This is a genomic window from Ruegeria sp. ABF4_144, from assembly GCF_056160045.1.
This window is the reverse complement of record NZ_JBSWWK010000001.1, coordinates 876895-893417: the sequence shown is the minus strand read 5'-3', so window position 1 is coordinate 893417 and position 16523 is coordinate 876895. Positions and strand designations below refer to the sequence as shown.

Genomic DNA, 16523 nt, shown 5'->3' with positions numbered 1-16523 from the left:
ACAGCATCAGACCGGAAACGGTTCGATCAGGTCGGGCCCGCTGGCGCGGTTCGAATTCACCGCCGGGTCAACACGGTAAAAGTCCAGAACGTCCTCGGCACCGGGACGCATCAAACGCGCAGCTCCCTTCCCGACCTCACCCAGCCAAAGCGGCCAGTCCTCGGGCTCAAGGATCAGCGGCATCCGGTGATGGATGGCACTCAGATGGGTGTTGGCGGCCGTTGTCACGATGGCACAGGTGCCTTGCCGGGCTTCGTTAGTCCCCCAGTCCTGCCAGACCCCGGCAAAAGCGATCGGCGCCCCATCCTTGCGGTGGATGTACCACGGCAGTCGCGTGCCCTGTTCGGTCTTGGTCCATTCGTAAAACCCGGTCGCCGCGATCAAACAGCGCCGCTCGCGGCAGGCTGACCGGAAAGCAGGTTTTTCAGCCAACGTCTCGGCCCGCGCATTGATCAGCAGAGGACCGGCGGTTTCGGTCTTGTACCAATGCGGCAGAAACCCCCAGCGCAGCGGGTCCAGCCTGCGCCCGTTTTCTCCGGCGCGGATCACATGCACCTGATTGGTCGGGCAGACGTTGAAATTCGGCACCGCCGGCAGCGTGTTCGCGGGTCGTGCGGAAAACAGCTGCGCCATTGCGTCGTTGGGAAGGGTTATTGCAAACCGTCCGCACATGGGTAATGAACCATCAATAGTCGTTTTATCAGGCACAGAGTGTCACGGGGTCTCATGCAAAATCAAACAGCGAGTGCTCTGAAGAGCAAAGCGGTGGCGGCTCTGGAAGCGGGCAAGCTGCAACAAGCGCTGAAAAAAGCGCAGCTTGGCGTCAAGAAATTCCCCAAAGATTCAGATTTCCACGCGATCTCGGGCTTTGTCCTGACCGAATTGAAGCAATACAGGAAGTCCATTCCCCATTTCGTCGAAGCCTCCCGGATGAAACCGGACGATCCGCAGTTTGCGGAAAATCTGGCGAATGCGTTGATGCAAACCGGGCAGATTCCAAAGGCACTGGAATACACCGAACAAAAACTGGAACAGTTCCCCAATAACAAAGAGCTGAACCGTGTCCTGGACGAGATCCACTTGAAAGGCAGCAACTGGCGCATGGTTGTTGAACATGCGAGCAAGAAGCTGCAAAGCGAACCCGACGATGTGGAGCTTCTTGCCAAGCGGGCCCGCGCCTATTCCATGATCGGGTTTGTCGAAGATCACTCGCGCGATATTTCTCGCGCATTTGAACTTGATCCGGAAAACATAAACATCGCTTTCTACAAGTCTGTGAACCTGCATCAGAGTGGCGACAAAAGCGGATCACAGGAAGTCCTGAAGAAGCTTCTGGAGAAAGACCCGGAAAATATTCATGCCCTGCTGCAGATGTCTACGATGGCCTCTAGGGATGAAGCGCCAAAACTGATGGAGGCGGTTGAATCCGCAATCGCTAACAAGGATGAGGACTACCACGAACTGGAGTTCGCCAAGGCTAACCTGATCTCGAGAACAGACGGTTTGAGCGCGGCCATGCCGCAATATGCACATGCCAACAGGGTGCAACACGACAGCAACCCTTATGATGCCGCCGAGGAAGAGGAAAAGCTGAACCGGATCACCGGCCTGTTCCCGATCGGTGCCGAAATACCAACTGCCGGGGTAAGCGAAAGCCCGGTTCCGATCTTCGTTTTGGGTCAACCACGATCGGGCACCACTTTGATGGAAATGATGTTGAGCTCAGCCCCCGATATTGCCGGGTGTGGTGAACTGACATTGGCTCCTGAACTGTCGCATGAACTCGAATTGAGTGGCAAAGGTTTTAACGCTGCTAAAGCTGCTGAATTTGCTCAGAAATTCCGCAAAATGATGCCGCCGGTTCCCGAAGGGTCCTTCGCATTTGTCGACAAGTTGCCACACAACTATCAGAATGTTGGCTTCCTGCTGTCCGCGTTCCCCAACGCCAAGATCATCAACATGTTGCGTGATCCTCGTGACGTCGGACTGTCCAAATGGATCCGGCGGTTCCCGGCGGGTGGGATGCGCTATGCCTCGAACCTCTCGTCCATTGCGCATTCAGCGAATTTGTACCGCCGCTACATCGCCCATTGGGATGCCGTATTTGGCGATCGTATGTTGACGGTTCCTTACGAGAAACTTGTGGCCGATCCGAAAACCTATAGCCAACAGGTCGCTGCGTTCTGCGATATCGAATGGAACGAAACCATGATGCGCCCCGAGGAGAACACACAGCAGGTCAGAACGGCCAGTCTCGATCAGGTCCGCAACAAGATCTCAACCAAATCGGTTGGGGGCTGGCAGAGCGTGTCCGAGCACTTGAGCCCGATGTTGGACGGTTTGGACCCTGCGCTTTGGCCCGAATACGACCTTGGCTAAATCCTACTGAAAAGACAAAGGCCGCATCAGTAGATGCGGCCTTTTTTTGTTATCCAGCGCTCGCTTATTTTTGCTTGATGCGCCCGTCCAGATAAGGCTGGTACGGCGCGTTTTCGGCCAGGTATTCGGCTGTTACATCCGCCAGATCAGGCCCGTAGTCGTAGGCATTCTTGTCGTCGCCTTCAAACATGGAATACCCATCCCCGCCGTTGCGAACATAGTTGTTGGTGACCACCAGATAAGTCGCCGCCGGATCAATCGGAACAAAGCCATCACCATCGGCAACCATGACCTCGGTGATGCGCCCTTCATTCGGGGCAACAGACGGGTCCCAGGTGAAGGTCAGACCGGCAACCTGCGGAAAGCGACCCTTGACTTCCTCGACCTGACTGACACCGTTTTCCAGCGCGTCGATGACGGTTTGACCGGTGATCTCAAAGGTTGAAAGCGTATTCTGGAAAGGCAGCACCGTCAGCACCTCGCCCATGGTCACCTCACCGGGATCGATCGAAGCACGCAATCCGCCCGAATTGGCAATCGCGATCTGCGCGCCCTGATCGGCGACCCGCGCCAGCATGGCGTCGGCGACCAGATTGCCCATCTCGCATTCCTGCACACGGCAGACCGCACGATCGCCTTGGATAGCGTCAGCAGAGTTGGCAACGACGCGCTTTTTCATCTCTTCGATCGGAGCGCCCATTTCAGCCACACGCGCGGCGATATCCGCGTTGGGCTCAACCGAAGCGTCCAGCAGAATGGGCTCACCTTCCGCCGAAATCAGGTTGCCATCGTCGTCGAAGGTCAACACCACCTCGCCCAGATACTTGGAATAGGCATAGGCCTGTACCACCGGCACATCGCCGACCATCAACGGGTACGACCCCGCCGCGCCTTCCTGTGTATTCGACAACAGCGTGTGGGAATGCCCGCCGATCACCAGATCAAGGCCCGGCACTTTTTCGGCAATCTCGATGTCCTTGGCCAGACCGACATGGTTCAACGCGATGATGATATCGACACCTTCGGCCTGCAGAGCTTCGACATCCGCGGTCAGGCTTTCGATTTCATCCTGAAACACCACGTCCTTACCGGGGCTGGAGGTATCGACGGTGTCCGTGGCCAGCGCCGAAACAATACCGATCTTCTGGCCACCAACCTCAAGCACAAGATGGTTTTCCACTTTGCCGTTTAACTCGGCCGAAGACGACAGATCGAGGTTACCTGAAATGACCGGAAAGCTCACCGCGTCGATAAACGCCGCCAGACCCTCGGGGCCGTCGTCGAATTCATGGTTACCGACCGCCATCGCATCATAGCCGATGGCCTCCATGAATTCGGCCTCGGCCGCACCCTTGTAGGTCGTGTAGAACAGCGAGCCCTGGAACGGGTCACCGGCATCCAGCAACAACACGTTCTGATCCGCCAGCTCGTCCCGCTTGCTATCCACTATGGTTTTCAGCCGAGCAACACCGCCAAAGCACTTGCCTTCAGCTTCATCCTCAGCATCACAGGTCGAGTCGTATTTGTTGATCGACTCGATACGGCTGTGAAGGTCGTTTGTATGCAGAATCGTCAGCTTATACTCAGCTGCTGCCATGCCTGCTGTCAGGCCCAGAACGGCCACTGACGTCAGAAAACGGGTGAACATATTGATACTCCCTGTATTTGTTTGGCCCGATGGTGCGCTCAGCGGCAGGAAGAGTCAAAGGGGGAAATCCGGCTTGATTCTGCCCGTCACGCGGGGCATCACGGCCTTATGCTGATTTACAAGATTTTTAGGGCCGACGAATGGGCCACGTTGCAGGATCAGGGGGCCTCGGACGGGGCGCCGATTGATATATCCGACGGGTTTGTCCATTTCTCGACTGCCGAACAGGCCGCCGAGACCGCAGCCAAGCATTTTGCCGGGATCGAGGGGCTGACGCTGCTGGCCTGCGATGCGGGTGCGATGGGTGATGATCTGAAATGGGAAGTGTCGCGCGGTGATGCCCTGTTTCCGCATCTCTACCGCCAGATCCGCATGACCGATGTCGTGTGGTCGCGCCCCCTGCCCTTTGATGGACAGGCGCACCAGTTCCCGGTCGAGATGGTATGACCACGTTCATCGACCCCGACCGCGCCCAGTTCGAGGCATTCAAAGCGCTGGACCGTGATCACCCGATTGAGATGCTGAATCTGGTGAAGTTCCGTGCCAAGGCCGCCTATCCAGCTGGGCACGAACTGGCACAGGCCGGGATGACCGGCGCGCAGGCCTATCGCAACTATGGCGTTGAAACCGCCCCGATCATCGCGCGTCTGGGCGCGTCGATCCTGTGGCGCGGCGCCTATCAGGCCACTCTGATCGGCCCGCAGGATGAGGCTTGGGATGAGGTGTTCATCGCACGCTATCCAACTGCCCACGCATTCCTTGAGATGGTGACCGACCCGGATTACCAGAAGGCCGTCATACACCGGCAGGCGGCGGTAGAAACTTCGCGCCTGATCCGCTGTGCACCCACCCAAAGCGGAGAGGCTTTCGGATGAAACTGACCGAGAAACTGGGGCTTGCCGTCCTGCACAAGATGGATCCCGAAGCCGCCCATGGCATGTCGATCAAAGCGCTGAAGGCAGGGTTGACCCATATGCCGGGGCCCGTGACCTCGGCCCGGTTGAAAACCCAGGTCGCCGGTCTGGACCTACCCAACCCGGTGGGTCTGGCCGCAGGGTTCGACAAGAACGGAGAGGTTCTGACCCCTCTGTCCCGCACCGGGTTCGGCTTCATCGAAGTGGGTGCCGTCACCCCGCGCCCTCAACCCGGCAACCCCAAACCCCGCCTGTTCCGTCTGTCCGAAGACAAAGCCGCCATCAACCGCTTTGGCTTTAACAACGAGGGCATGGAGGTCATGGCTCGCCGTCTGGCCAACCGCCCCAAAGACGCGGTGATCGGCCTGAATCTGGGGGCGAACAAGGACAGTGACGACCGCCCCGGCGATTTTGCCAAAGTGCTGGCCCATTGCGCCGCGCACCTGGATTTCGCCACGGTCAATGTCTCGTCGCCCAACACCGAAAAGCTGAGGGATTTGCAGGGCAAGGCGGCGCTTGGCGCGCTGCTGGGCGGTGTCATTGAGACGCGTAACACGCTGCCACGCCCAATCCCGATTTTCCTGAAGATCGCCCCCGACCTGACCGAGGCCGAATTGCAGGACATCGCCGAGGTTGCCTCGGAAACCGGCGTGGATGCGGTGATCGCCACCAACACCACCTTGTCGCGCGACGGGTTGCGTAGTGCCCACAAGGGCGAAATGGGCGGTTTGTCTGGCGCTCCGCTGTTCGAGAAATCGACGCGAGTTCTGGCACGCCTCAGCCACCTGACCGAAGGGAACATCCCTTTGATCGGTGTGGGCGGCATCAGCAACGCGGAACAGGCCTATGCCAAGATCTGCGCCGGTGCATCTGCCGTGCAGTTTTATACGGCGCTGGTTTATGGCGGGATTTCTCTGACGGCTGAGATCGCGCAAGGCTTGGATGAGTTGCTGGCGCAGGACGGGTTTAACTCTGTCTCGCAAGCCGTTGGAAGCAAACGAGAGGATTGGCTGTGATCGCATATTGGCACAACCCGCGCTGTTCGAAATCTCGCGCCGGGCTGGCGTTGCTGGAGGAGAACGGCGCGCAACTCGAGATTCGTAAATACCTTGAGGATGCGCCCTCGGCGGATGAAATCCGCGCGTTGCTGGGCCTGTTGGGCATCGACGCTATCGACATGATGCGGACTGGAGAGAAGCGGTTCAAAGAGCTAGGCCTGACCAAGGACACCCCTGTAGACGACCTGATCGCCGCCATGTCCGAAAACCCGATCCTGATCGAGCGCCCTCTGGCCATTGCGGGCGACAAGGCCGCCATCGGCCGCCCACCCGAGAACTTGCTAGCGCTGCTTTAAGCCACCTGCGCCTCAAGCCGGGGGTATCGCCAGCCCAGCGTGATGCCGCGCGCGATATTTAGAACCATCAGCGCGGCCCATAGCCCGTGATTTCCCAGCGTCGGCACCAGAATGAACAGCGCGACGACATAGATCGCAACCGACTGGATCATCGCGTTGCGCATGGCGCGCGTCCATGTGGCCCCAATATAGATGCCGTCGAACATCCAGCTCGCCACACCGATCACCGGGGCGAGTGCAGCCCAAATCAAGAAGTCCCGCGCGGCAAGCCGCACCTCGGGCGAAGTGGTCATCAGATCGATCAGGGCCGGCCCAGCCAGATAGAAAACAGCGCCCAGCGCAAAGGCTCCGCCCACGCCCCATTGCGAGGCCATGATCGACGCGCGACGAACCTGATGGCGGTCCCGCGCGCCCACGGCGCTGCCGACCAATGCCTCGGCCGAGAAGGCAAAGCCATCCAATGCGAAGGCGGTGATCTCAAGGAATTGGAGCAGCACCTGATTGGCCGCAAGGTTCACGTCGCCCAGATCAGAACCTACGAACAGAAAGGTGGTGAACGCCCCGGTCAACAGGATCGAACGGATCATGATATCCGTGTTCACCTGCATCATTCGCCGCAGCCGGGCCGCATCGAAAATGCGCGGCCAGTCGCGCCATTGATTTCCGCTAAACGCATCACGGCACAGCCACAGGCCCAGCGCCAGCCCGGTCCATTCGGCGATCAAGGTGGCGATGGCGACACCTTCGACGCCCCAGCCAAGCCCAAGCACGAACCACAGGTCCAGCAGGATATTCAGCCCATTCATCCAGACTTGCAGGATGAACACCCCGCGCGTCCGCTCGACCGCAATCAGCCAGCCTGTCACGGCATAAAGGGCAATCGTCGCCGGAGCGCCCCAAATGCGGATTTGCAGATAGTCCCGCGTCAGCGCTTCGACCTCGGGGCTGGCGGGTGACAGGGCGAACGCGCCCCAGAACACCCAGATCTGCGTCAGAATAAAGAACAGCCCCGCCGCGCCACCCAGCAGCAGCCCGCGCATCAGCAGAGCACCGGTCTCGGCGGTGTCCCCTGCCCCGCGCGCCTGTGCAGCAAGCCCAGTGGTGCCCATGCGCAGAAACCCGAAGATCCAATAGATCGTCGCCAGAATAACAGCGCCCATGCCCACGGCACCGATGGGGGCCGCCTGCCCCATCTGTCCGACCACTCCGGTATCTACGGCCCCAAGAATTGGCACCGTCGCATTGGACAGCACGATCGGAACCGCGATCTTCAGCACCCGTTTATGGGTGAGAGGTCCCGAGGCGGTTTGCACCGTTAGTTATTCCGCTTTGGGTTTGGACTGCGGCATCAGGAAATGCCCGGTGGCCTGCGCAATCGGACGCGCGTGATTGTCCTGCCATGCCTCAACCCGGACCGATGCATAGCGACGGCCAGACCGGCTGACGAAGGCGCGGGCATAGGCGTCGCGTGGCAGGCCCGAACGCAGATAATCCACGGTAAAATCAACGGTTTTGGGAAAACGCACCGAGTCCGCTTTGAACAGCTCTTCCGCCTCAACCTCACCGCTTTCGATCATGGGAAAGAAGTATTCCCAACTTAGAGTGATGACGGCGGTGACTTCAAGGAATGCCGCCGTGACACCGCCATGCAAGGCTGGCAGCAAAGGGTTTCCGATCAGCTTGTCTTCGAAATTAAGTACTCCGGTCAGTTCATCGCCACGCCGGTCGAAAGTGATGTTCAGGAACCGGATATACGGCACCCCTGCGACGATTGCGTTCAGGGCCGCATCACGGCGTTGTTTGACAACCTGCATCGGTTCGGGACGAGGACGCGCCATCACAGACCCTCCACCGTAAAGGAACCGGCGGCGGTTGCGACCGGCAGGTCCTGGTTTTCATCCATCGCCGTAGCCCGGACAAAGGCGACATTGCGGGTGATGTGATAGCAGGTGGCATGCGCGGTAATGCTCTGTCCGGGTGTCGCGGCACGCATATAGTCGATCCTTAGATCAATGGTCGCGGTTCCGCCGGGGGCCGAAGGGTGGCACATCACGGCCGCACCGCAGCAGGTATCCAGCGCGGCAAACACAGCGCCGCCATGGATGACACCGGTTCTTGGGTCGCCGATCAGCTCAGCGTTGTATGGCATCGATATAGCGGCCTCACCATCGCTGATTGTGGTCAGCTTGAGCCCTAGCGCCTTGGCGTGCGGGATCGCCTCGATGAACCGGCGCGCAATTTCTACTTTATCGACCATGTCGTGGTGCCCCTTTGATTTCTTTCTTTATGAGCCTGTGCCCTGCAAAAGAGCAAGACCGCCTGTTGCGCTTGCCGCCACGACGGCCTAGTTTGCGGCCAGGGAGATCGAAAATGACCGACAACCGTTTGTCATTAAACGAGATGTGCGAAGAGTTCGACGTAACGAAGCGCACCTTGCGTTACTACGAGTATATTGAGCTTTTGCAGCCAGAGCGCGAAGGCCGTAGCCGGTATTACGGCCCTCGTGAATGCGCCAGGATGAAGCTGATCATGCGCGGACGGCTGTTTGGATTCTCGTTGGAAGAGATTCGCCAGTGGCTGCTGATCTACGAAGATCAGGGCGACAAGGCGCAGATGGCTGAGTTCATTAAACTGGCAGACCGGCAGATGCCGGAACTTCAAAAGCAGCGGCAGCAGCTGGATGAGGCGATGGACGAGCTCCAGCGCCTTCGCGACCAGACCGCGAAGTCCCTACGTTAAACACGTCTTCATTTTAGTAGTCCTTAAGCCCGGGCGTAAAGCCTTGGGCCGACTGCTTGTGTTTTTGCACCGTGTAGGCGGTGTAGGCGGTGCCCCCACTCGACCGAAATTCCGTTACGTCATCTCTGAAAACGCGGTCAATGCACATCTTGACGCGACTGGGCGTAACGTCAACTTTCAATGTGACGTAGCGTTTGCATTACGTGAACGTCACCTACGTGTTGTAACGTGCGCATCGACTGCGCACCTGACTTAAATAGACGCCAGTGACGAGAGTGCTGAAACCATGACCGAAGACCTGATGACCATCCGTGAAATGTGCGAGACCTACGAGGTCACGCCGCGCACCTTGCGTTTTTACGAGGCAAAGGAACTTTTGTTTCCGATCCGCGAGGGCCAGAAACGCCTGTTCACCAAACGGGACCGGGCGCGCCTGAAACTGATCCTGCGCGGCAAGCGTTTCGGCTTTAGCTTGGAAGAGATCCGGCAACTGCTAGATCTGTACCATGTGGGTGACCAACAGAAGACCCAGATGATCCGTACGATTGAAATCGCACGGGAACGTTTGGCCGACATGGAAGCCCGCCGCGAAGAGCTGACGCAAGCCATTGACGATCTGAAAGAGCAGTTGCGCTGGGGCGAGAAAGTCATCGCCTCGATAACCAATGAGAAAAAGGCCGCCGGATAACCCCAGCGGCTCAATCCCCGGACATCTGAATTTAAGGGAGCTTCAAATGCCCGTCTACAACGCGCCTACCAAAGACACTCAGTTTATTCTGCACGATGTGCTGAAAGTCTCGGAATCCGATATTCCAGGCTATAGCGAACTGGAGGCCGAATTTACCGGCGCTGTTCTGGAAGAAGCCGGCAAGGTCGCTACCAACGTTCTGCATCCTTTGAACGTGGTCGGCGACACCGAGGGATGCCGGTTGGAAAACGGCATTGTCTACACCCCAACCGGTTTCAAGGACGCCTTCGAGCAGGTTAAAGAAGGTGGTTGGACTGGCCTCGACATGCCGGAAGAGTATGGCGGCCAGAACATGCCTTACGTGATTGGCACCGCCGTGGGTGAGATGTTCTCGGCCGCGAACCAGGCGTTTGTGATGTATCAGGGCCTGACCCATGGTGCGGCCTCGGCTATCCTGGCACACGGCACCGAAGAGCAGAAGAACACTTATCTGCCCAACATGGTCAGCTGCGAGTGGACCGGTACCATGAACCTGACGGAACCGCATTGCGGTACCGATCTGGGTCTGATGCGCACCAAGGCGGAACCGCAAGGCGACGGCAGCTACAAGATTTCCGGTCAGAAAATCTTTATCTCGTCCGGCGATCATGACATGGCCGACAACATCATTCATCTGGTGCTGGCTAAGATCCCCGGCGGCCCCGAGGGCATCAAGGGTGTGTCCCTGTTCATCGTGCCCAAGTTCATCGTCAACGAGGACGGCACCCCGGGTGAGCGCAACGGTGTCTCGGTCGGCAAGATCGAAGAGAAAATGGGCATCCACGGCAACTCGACCTGCGTGATGAACTATGACGAAGCCACCGGTTGGCTGCTGGGCGAAGAGCACAAAGGCATGCGCGCCATGTTCACCATGATGAACGAAGCGCGTCTGGGTGTAGGGATGCAGGGCCTGTCGCAGGCAGAAGCCGCGTTCCAGAACGCCTTGGAATATGCCAAGGACCGCCTACAGGGCCGCGATGTGACCGGCGTGAAGAACCCGGACGGCCCCGCCGATCCGCTGATCGTGCACCCGGATATCCGTCGCAACCTGATGGACCAGAAAAGCTTCACCGAAGGCGCGCGCGCGTTCATCCTGTGGGGCGCGACCATGATCGACAAGGCGCACCGCTCAAGTGACAAGGATGCGGACGGGCTGATCTCGCTGCTGACCCCGGTCATCAAAGGCTTCCTGACAGATCAGGGCTACGACATGACGGTTCAAGCGCAGCAGGTCTATGGCGGTCACGGCTACATCGAAGAGTGGGGAATGTCGCAATACACCCGCGACGCCCGTATCGCGATGATCTACGAAGGCGCAAACGGCGTTCAGGCGTTGGACCTTGTTGGCCGCAAGCTGGCGCAGGATGGTGGCAAGCACGTCATGGCGTTCTTCGACATGGTCAAAACCTTCTGCAAGGAAAACGGCGGCAAGGACGAAGCCTTTGACAAGGCCTTCATCGAACCGCTGAAAGCCGCATCAAAGGATCTGCAGGCCGCTGGCATGTATTTCATGCAGGAAGGCATGAAGAACCCGAACAACGCGCTGTCCGGCTCGTATGACTTCATGCACATGTTCGGCCACGTTTGCCTTGGCCTGATGTGGGCGCAGATGGCCAAGGCCGCTCAGGACGCGCTGGACGGTGGTGCCTCGGACAAAGAGTTCTACGAAACCAAGATCAACACCGGCCGTTTCTACATGGCCCGCCGCCTGCCGGCCACCGCGCTGCACCTGTCCCGCATCCAGACCGGTGCGGATACGGTCATGGCACTGGAGGCCGCGAACTTCTGATCTCAACCCGGTTCCGGGGCCCTGCCCCGGAACCGGTTTTCGGAGGAAAGAGAATGCCAAAACGCTTTCGCCTGACCCGCCGCTTTCCAGTCGCCATGACTGAGGACGGCTATCGCAAGCTCAGGGCTTTTGCTCGTGAGGCGGGGCTGGATGAAGGTGAGGCGCTCTCTTTCCTGTTCGAAAATTTCAACAGCGTCACAGATGAGGAGAAACTGACGCGCCGCCTACGAGAATTCAATACCGAGCTAGAGGCGCGCAAGCGCTGACGGTTTTATTCACACCTGTTTCGGGTGTGCGTATTTTCAGCAAGACGAACCCCGCATCGACGCCACAGGGTTCGGCTTTCTCGAAATACGCTGATTGCAGCACGGCACCATGCGCCACGGGAGGGGCGATCGCATGACCATCAAACTTCACTGTTTCGGAGAGAGCGGGAACTCGTACAAAGCCGCGCTGGCGCTGGAGATGTCTGGCCTTGAATGGGAACCGGTCTTTGTCGATTTTTTCAAAGGCGTCACCCGCAGCCCTGAATTCCGTTCAGAAGTCAACGTGATGGGCGAAGCGCCTTTTTTGATCGATGGTGATTTTCAAACCTCTCAATCCGGTGCCATTCAGGCTTACGTCACCGAGAAATCGGGTAAATTCGGCGGCAAGGATCGCGATGAGAATTACGAAATATTTCGCTGGGTGCTGTGGGACAATCACAAGCTCAGCTCGATGGCGGGAATGACCCGGTTCCTGATGAACTTCCTGCCCAAAGAGCACCGAAATGCGGATGTGATTGCCTTCAACCAAGGCCGCCTGAAAGCGGCCTACGACGTGCTGAACAACCACCTTGAGGGCCGCGACTGGATCGTCGGCGACAGCGTGACCAACGCCGATCTCAGCTGCTGCGGTTACCTCTATTACCCTGAACCCTTCGGCTTTGACCGTGCCGATTGGCCCAACATCGACGCCTGGCTGACTCGCCTGTCCGAACAGCCCGGTTGGAAACACCCATATGACCTGATGCCCGGCAACCCGTCGGATCGAGCTTAAGGAGAAGACCCATGACCGAAGCTTACATTTATGATGCCCTGCGCACACCGCGCGGCAAGGGCCGTAAGGATGGCAGCCTGCACGAGGTAACCTCGGTGCGCCTGTCCGCCTTGACCCTGAACGCGATGAAAGAGCGGAACAATCTTGAAGGCCACGCCGTTGAGGACGTGATCTGGGGCAACGTCACGCAGGTGATGGAGCAAGGCGGCTGTCTGGCACGCTCGGCGGTTCTGGCCTCGGACCTCGACCAGTCGATCCCCGGTCTGGCGATCAACCGCTTCTGTGCCTCGGGCATGGAAGCCGTAAACCTGGCGGCGAACCAGGTCAAAGGCGGCGCAGGCGAAGCTTATATCGCCGGCGGCGTTGAGATGATGGGCCGTGTGGCTATGGGCAGCGATGGCGCGGCAATTGCCGTCGATCCGACACTGGCAATGGACACCTACTTCGTTCCGCAAGGCATCTCGGCCGACATCATCGCCACCGAGTATGGCTTCAGCCGTGACGACGCTGACGCACTGGCCGTAGAATCTCAGAAACGCGCGGCTGCGGCTTGGGAAGACAACCGGTTTGAAAAGTCGGTCATCACCATCAAAGACCAAAACGGCCTGACTATCCTAGACCGCGACGAATACATGCGGCCCGGCACCGATATGCAGAGCCTTGGGTCGCTGAACCCGTCCTTTGCGATGATGGGCGAGCAGATGCCCGGCTTCGACAAGGTGGCGATGCTGAAATACCCGCATCTGGAAAAGATCAACCACATCCACCACGCGGGCAACAGCTCGGGTATCGTGGATGGTGCGGCCGCCGTTCTGATCGGTAACAAGGAATTTGGCGAGAAATACGGCCTGAAGCCGCGTGCCCGCATCAAGGCGACCGCCAAGATCGGTACCGACCCGACCATCATGCTGACTGGCCCGGTTCCGGTGACCGAGAAGATCCTTGCCGACAATGGCATGAAGATCAGCGATCTGGACCTGTTCGAAGTGAACGAAGCCTTCGCCTCTGTCGTGCTGCGGTTCCAGCAGGCGTTCGATGTGGACCCGGCTCTGGTCAACGTAAACGGCGGTTCGATCGCGATGGGTCACCCGCTGGGTGCGACAGGCGCGATGATCATCGGCACTCTGCTGGATGAGTTGGAGCGTCAGGACAAAGAAACCGGTCTGGCCACGCTTTGCATCGCGTCCGGCATGGGTGCGGCAACCATTATCGAGCGGGTCTGATGCCCAAGCTGGATCTCTCTCAGATCCCGTTCAAGGGCGGCTCGGCCTATCCCGGCAAGCTGGCCGAGGCGACCGCAGGTCGTTTCGTGCAGCGCGTCGGTGATGCGGGCGGACTGACCCAGTACGGGGTCAACATCGTGCGGTTGGAGCCGCGGGGCCTCTCGTCGTTGCGCCACTACCATATGGAGCAGGACGAGTTTGCCATCATGCTCAGCGGCACCTGCGTGCTGATCGACGACGATGGTGAGCATGAGATGCAGCCCGGCGACTGCGCCGCATGGCCAGCAGGTGAGGCCAACGGCCATCACCTTGTGAACAAGACCGATGCGCCCGCGACCTTTTTGGTAGTGGGCACACGGACCCCGACCGAGACCGGCTATTACAGCGACATAGACATGATGGTGAAGGATGATGAGAACGGATTCTCTTTCACCCGGAAAGACGGCAGCCCGCTGACGGCTGACCAGATTGGAGATGACAATGACTGATTTCACTCTGAGCAAAGACGCAGACGGCGTCGCCTTTGTTACCTGGGACGCCCAGGGCAAATCCATGAACGTGCTGACCCGCGAGGCCTTTCAGGAGGTCAGCCAACTGATCGATCAGGCCCTGAATGATGATGAGATCAAAGGCATCGTTATCACCTCGGGCAAAGAAGGCTCGTTCGCAGGTGGCATGGACCTGACCACGCTGGCCACCATCCGTCAGGAATCGGGTGATGAACCGGCGCAAGCCCTGTTCGATTTCGTAATGGGCGGCCACCACATCCTGCGCAAGATGGAACTGGCGGGCATGGACCCCAAGACCAAGAAAGGCGGTAAGCCGATCGCTTGTGCCATCAACGGCACCTGCGCCGGAATCGGGACCGAGATCGCTCTGGCCTGCCATCACCGCGTCATGACTTCGAATCCCAAGGCCAAGATCGGCCTGCCTGAGATTCTGCTGGGTATCTTCCCCGGCGGCGGCGGTACCATGCGATTCAGCCGTATGGTTGGTGCCATGGCTGCGGCTCCTGTCCTGCTGGAAGGCAAAATGATGGATCCGAAGAAAGCCAAGGGCGCACAACTGATCGACGCCGTGGCTGATGATCCAGTTGCTGCAGCGAAGGAATGGGTGCTAAACGCCAAAGACGCCGATCTGGTCAAGCCTTGGGACGCAAAGGGTTACAAGATGCCCGGCGGCGCACCCTACCACCCTGCTGGATTCATGACCTTTGTTGGCGCCAACGCAATGGTGAACGGAAAGACCCAAGGCGCCTTCCCGGCGGCAAAGGCTCTGCTTAGCTCGATCTACGAGGGGGCGCTGGTCGACTTCGACACCGCCCTGAAGATCGAGGCGCGTTGGTTCACCAACGTTCTGATGAACCCGTCCTCGTCGGCGATGATCCGTTCGCTGTTCCTCAACAAAGAAGCACTGGAAAAGGGCGCGGTCCGTCCCAAAGACGTGCCGGATCAACGCGTTCAGAAGGTCGGTGTTCTTGGCGCGGGCATGATGGGTGCGGGCATCGCTCTGGTCTCGGCTCAGGCCGGGATGGAAGTTGTTCTGATCGACCGTGATCAGGAAGCTGCTGACAAGGGCAAGGCCTATAGCGAAAGCTATATGGACAAGGGCATCAAGCGCGGCAAGGCTACGCCTGAGAAGAAAGAGGCCTTGCTGGCCCGCATCACAGCGACCCCTGACCTGGAGCATCTGAAAGGTTGCGACCTGATCATCGAGGCCGTGTTCGAAGACCCCGGTGTCAAGGCCGAAATGACGAAAAAGGTCGAGGCGATCATCCCCGAAGATTGCATCTTTGCCTCGAACACCTCGACCCTGCCGATCAGCGATCTGGCGAAAGCGTCAGTGCGGCCCGAGCAGTTCATCGGCATCCACTTCTTCTCGCCGGTTGAGAAGATGTTCCTGGTCGAGATCATCAAGGGCAAGGAAACCGGGGATCGTGCTGTCGCCAAGGCTCTGGACTATGTGCGCCAGATCCGGAAGACACCGATCGTGGTCAACGATGCGCGCTTCTTCTACGCCAACCGCTGTATCATTCCGTACATCAACGAAGGTGCGCGTATGATCACCGAGGGCGTCAGCCCCGTACTGATCGACAACGCCGCGCGTCAGCTGGGCTTCCCGGTTGGTCCGGTTCAACTGACCGATGAGACCTCGATTGATCTGGGCGCCAAGATCGCTCGCGCCACTAAGGCTGCGATGGGCGATGCCTATCCGGAAAGCCCTGCGGACGATCTGATCTTCTGGATGGAAGAACAGGGCCGTCTGGGTCGCAAGGCAAACGCAGGCTTCTTCGACTATGACGACAAAGGCAAGCGCGTCGAATACTGGAAAGGTCTGCAGGAGAAATATCCGCTGGCCGAAAATCAGCCGGACCTGATCGAAGTACAGGAACGCCTGATGTTTGCTCAGGTTCTGGAAGCGGTTCGTGCGCTGGAAGAAGGCGTTCTGGAAGACATCCGCGAAGGTGACGTTGGCGCAATCCTGGGTTGGGGCTTCGCGCCTTGGTCGGGCGGCCCGCTGAGCTGGCTGGACATCATCGGCACGCCTTACGCTGCCGAGCGGTGCGATCAGCTGACCGAGGCTTATGGCGAGCGCTTCACCTGCCCGCCGCTGCTGCGTGAGATGGCCGAAAAGGGCCAAAGCTTCTACGGACGCTTCGCCCCCGAAGCGAAAGCAGCCTAAACAAAAAACGCTGGCGCATGCCCCCCATGC

Annotated in this window: 18 protein-coding genes; 13 read left to right on the top strand and 5 right to left on the bottom strand. The window is 58.8% G+C overall.

All coding sequences use genetic code 11. The features are described from left to right. Positions 1–6 precede the first annotated feature (6 nt). Complete coding sequence (locus ACXAGD_RS04630) at positions 7–672, bottom strand: SOS response-associated peptidase (RefSeq protein WP_475208784.1); 666 nt, start codon at positions 670–672, stop codon at positions 7–9. A 54-nt stretch (positions 673–726) separates the two neighbouring features. Between ACXAGD_RS04630 and ACXAGD_RS04625 the strand changes: the two genes are divergently transcribed. Beyond that, positions 727–2379 (top strand): tetratricopeptide repeat-containing sulfotransferase family protein, encoded by a 1653-nt coding sequence (locus ACXAGD_RS04625; RefSeq protein WP_475208783.1) that lies wholly within the window; start codon positions 727–729, stop codon positions 2377–2379. Between the two features lie 64 nt (positions 2380–2443). Here the strand turns inward: ACXAGD_RS04625 and ACXAGD_RS04620 are convergent, their stop codons facing one another. Further along, positions 2444–4027: a bifunctional metallophosphatase/5'-nucleotidase gene (locus ACXAGD_RS04620; RefSeq protein WP_475208782.1), complete on the bottom strand. Its 1584-nt coding sequence runs from the start codon at positions 4025–4027 to the stop codon at positions 2444–2446. Positions 4028–4135: 108 nt separating this feature from the next. On the opposite strand from ACXAGD_RS04620, the gene ACXAGD_RS04615 reads away from it, so the two are divergent. The 4 genes from ACXAGD_RS04615 to arsC are packed head-to-tail and all read left to right on the top strand — an operon-like array spanning position 4136 to position 6295. Beyond that, on the top strand, positions 4136–4474 hold the full coding sequence (locus ACXAGD_RS04615; protein WP_475208781.1) for a DUF952 domain-containing protein: 339 nt from the start codon (positions 4136–4138) through the stop codon (positions 4472–4474). Further along, positions 4471–4902: a DUF1330 domain-containing protein gene (locus ACXAGD_RS04610; RefSeq protein WP_475208780.1), complete on the top strand. Its 432-nt coding sequence runs from the start codon at positions 4471–4473 to the stop codon at positions 4900–4902. Before ACXAGD_RS04615 ends, ACXAGD_RS04610 begins: the two co-directional genes overlap by 4 nt. Further along, the gene (locus ACXAGD_RS04605; RefSeq protein ID WP_475208779.1) at positions 4899–5957 is read left to right on the top strand and encodes a quinone-dependent dihydroorotate dehydrogenase; all 1059 of its coding nucleotides are present in this window, start codon (positions 4899–4901) and stop codon (positions 5955–5957) included. The genes ACXAGD_RS04610 and ACXAGD_RS04605 overlap by 4 nt, the downstream gene beginning before the upstream one ends. Then, positions 5954–6295 (top strand): arsenate reductase (glutaredoxin), encoded by a 342-nt coding sequence (gene arsC / locus ACXAGD_RS04600; protein WP_475212490.1) that lies wholly within the window; start codon positions 5954–5956, stop codon positions 6293–6295. Before ACXAGD_RS04605 ends, arsC begins: the two co-directional genes overlap by 4 nt. Here arsC and ACXAGD_RS04595 read toward each other — a convergent pair. Genes ACXAGD_RS04595 through ACXAGD_RS04585 form a run of 3 tightly spaced genes read right to left on the bottom strand, consistent with a single transcriptional unit; the run spans position 6292 to position 8552 of the window. Continuing rightward, on the bottom strand, positions 6292–7608 hold the full coding sequence (locus ACXAGD_RS04595) for an MATE family efflux transporter (protein WP_475208778.1): 1317 nt from the start codon (positions 7606–7608) through the stop codon (positions 6292–6294). The two genes, arsC and ACXAGD_RS04595, sit on opposite strands and share 4 nt — an antisense overlap. A gap of 6 nt (positions 7609–7614) precedes the next feature. Next, entirely contained in the window at positions 7615–8133 is a 519-nt protein-coding gene (locus ACXAGD_RS04590; protein WP_475208777.1) for a PaaI family thioesterase, read from the bottom strand. Next, on the bottom strand, positions 8133–8552 hold the full coding sequence (locus ACXAGD_RS04585; protein ID WP_475208776.1) for a PaaI family thioesterase: 420 nt from the start codon (positions 8550–8552) through the stop codon (positions 8133–8135). The genes ACXAGD_RS04590 and ACXAGD_RS04585 overlap by 1 nt, the downstream gene beginning before the upstream one ends. 113 nt (positions 8553–8665) lie before the next feature. Between ACXAGD_RS04585 and ACXAGD_RS04580 the strand changes: the two genes are divergently transcribed. The 8 genes from ACXAGD_RS04580 to ACXAGD_RS04545 all read left to right on the top strand — a co-directional run bounded on the left by ACXAGD_RS04580 (position 8666) and on the right by ACXAGD_RS04545 (position 16493). Further along, positions 8666–9034: a MerR family transcriptional regulator gene (locus tag ACXAGD_RS04580; protein WP_475208775.1), complete on the top strand. Its 369-nt coding sequence runs from the start codon at positions 8666–8668 to the stop codon at positions 9032–9034. Between the two features lie 286 nt (positions 9035–9320). After that, positions 9321–9722: a MerR family transcriptional regulator gene (locus ACXAGD_RS04575; RefSeq protein ID WP_475208774.1), complete on the top strand. Its 402-nt coding sequence runs from the start codon at positions 9321–9323 to the stop codon at positions 9720–9722. A gap of 46 nt (positions 9723–9768) precedes the next feature. Continuing rightward, positions 9769–11550 (top strand): acyl-CoA dehydrogenase C-terminal domain-containing protein, encoded by a 1782-nt coding sequence (locus ACXAGD_RS04570; protein ID WP_475208773.1) that lies wholly within the window; start codon positions 9769–9771, stop codon positions 11548–11550. Positions 11551–11603: 53 nt separating this feature from the next. Next, positions 11604–11816 (top strand): hypothetical protein, encoded by a 213-nt coding sequence (locus ACXAGD_RS04565; protein ID WP_475208770.1) that lies wholly within the window; start codon positions 11604–11606, stop codon positions 11814–11816. Between the two features lie 133 nt (positions 11817–11949). Next, positions 11950–12588 carry a glutathione S-transferase family protein gene (locus tag ACXAGD_RS04560; RefSeq protein WP_475208769.1) on the top strand — a complete coding sequence of 213 codons (639 nt, stop codon included), beginning with the start codon at positions 11950–11952 and terminating at the stop codon, positions 12586–12588. An 11-nt stretch (positions 12589–12599) separates the two neighbouring features. Further along, entirely contained in the window at positions 12600–13811 is a 1212-nt protein-coding gene (locus tag ACXAGD_RS04555; protein ID WP_475208768.1) for an acetyl-CoA C-acetyltransferase, read from the top strand. Then, the gene (locus ACXAGD_RS04550) at positions 13811–14299 is read left to right on the top strand and encodes a cupin domain-containing protein (protein ID WP_475208767.1); all 489 of its coding nucleotides are present in this window, start codon (positions 13811–13813) and stop codon (positions 14297–14299) included. The genes ACXAGD_RS04555 and ACXAGD_RS04550 overlap by 1 nt, the downstream gene beginning before the upstream one ends. Beyond that, positions 14292–16493 carry a 3-hydroxyacyl-CoA dehydrogenase NAD-binding domain-containing protein gene (locus ACXAGD_RS04545; protein ID WP_475208765.1) on the top strand — a complete coding sequence of 734 codons (2202 nt, stop codon included), beginning with the start codon at positions 14292–14294 and terminating at the stop codon, positions 16491–16493. The genes ACXAGD_RS04550 and ACXAGD_RS04545 overlap by 8 nt, the downstream gene beginning before the upstream one ends. Positions 16494–16523: the final 30 nt, after the last annotated feature.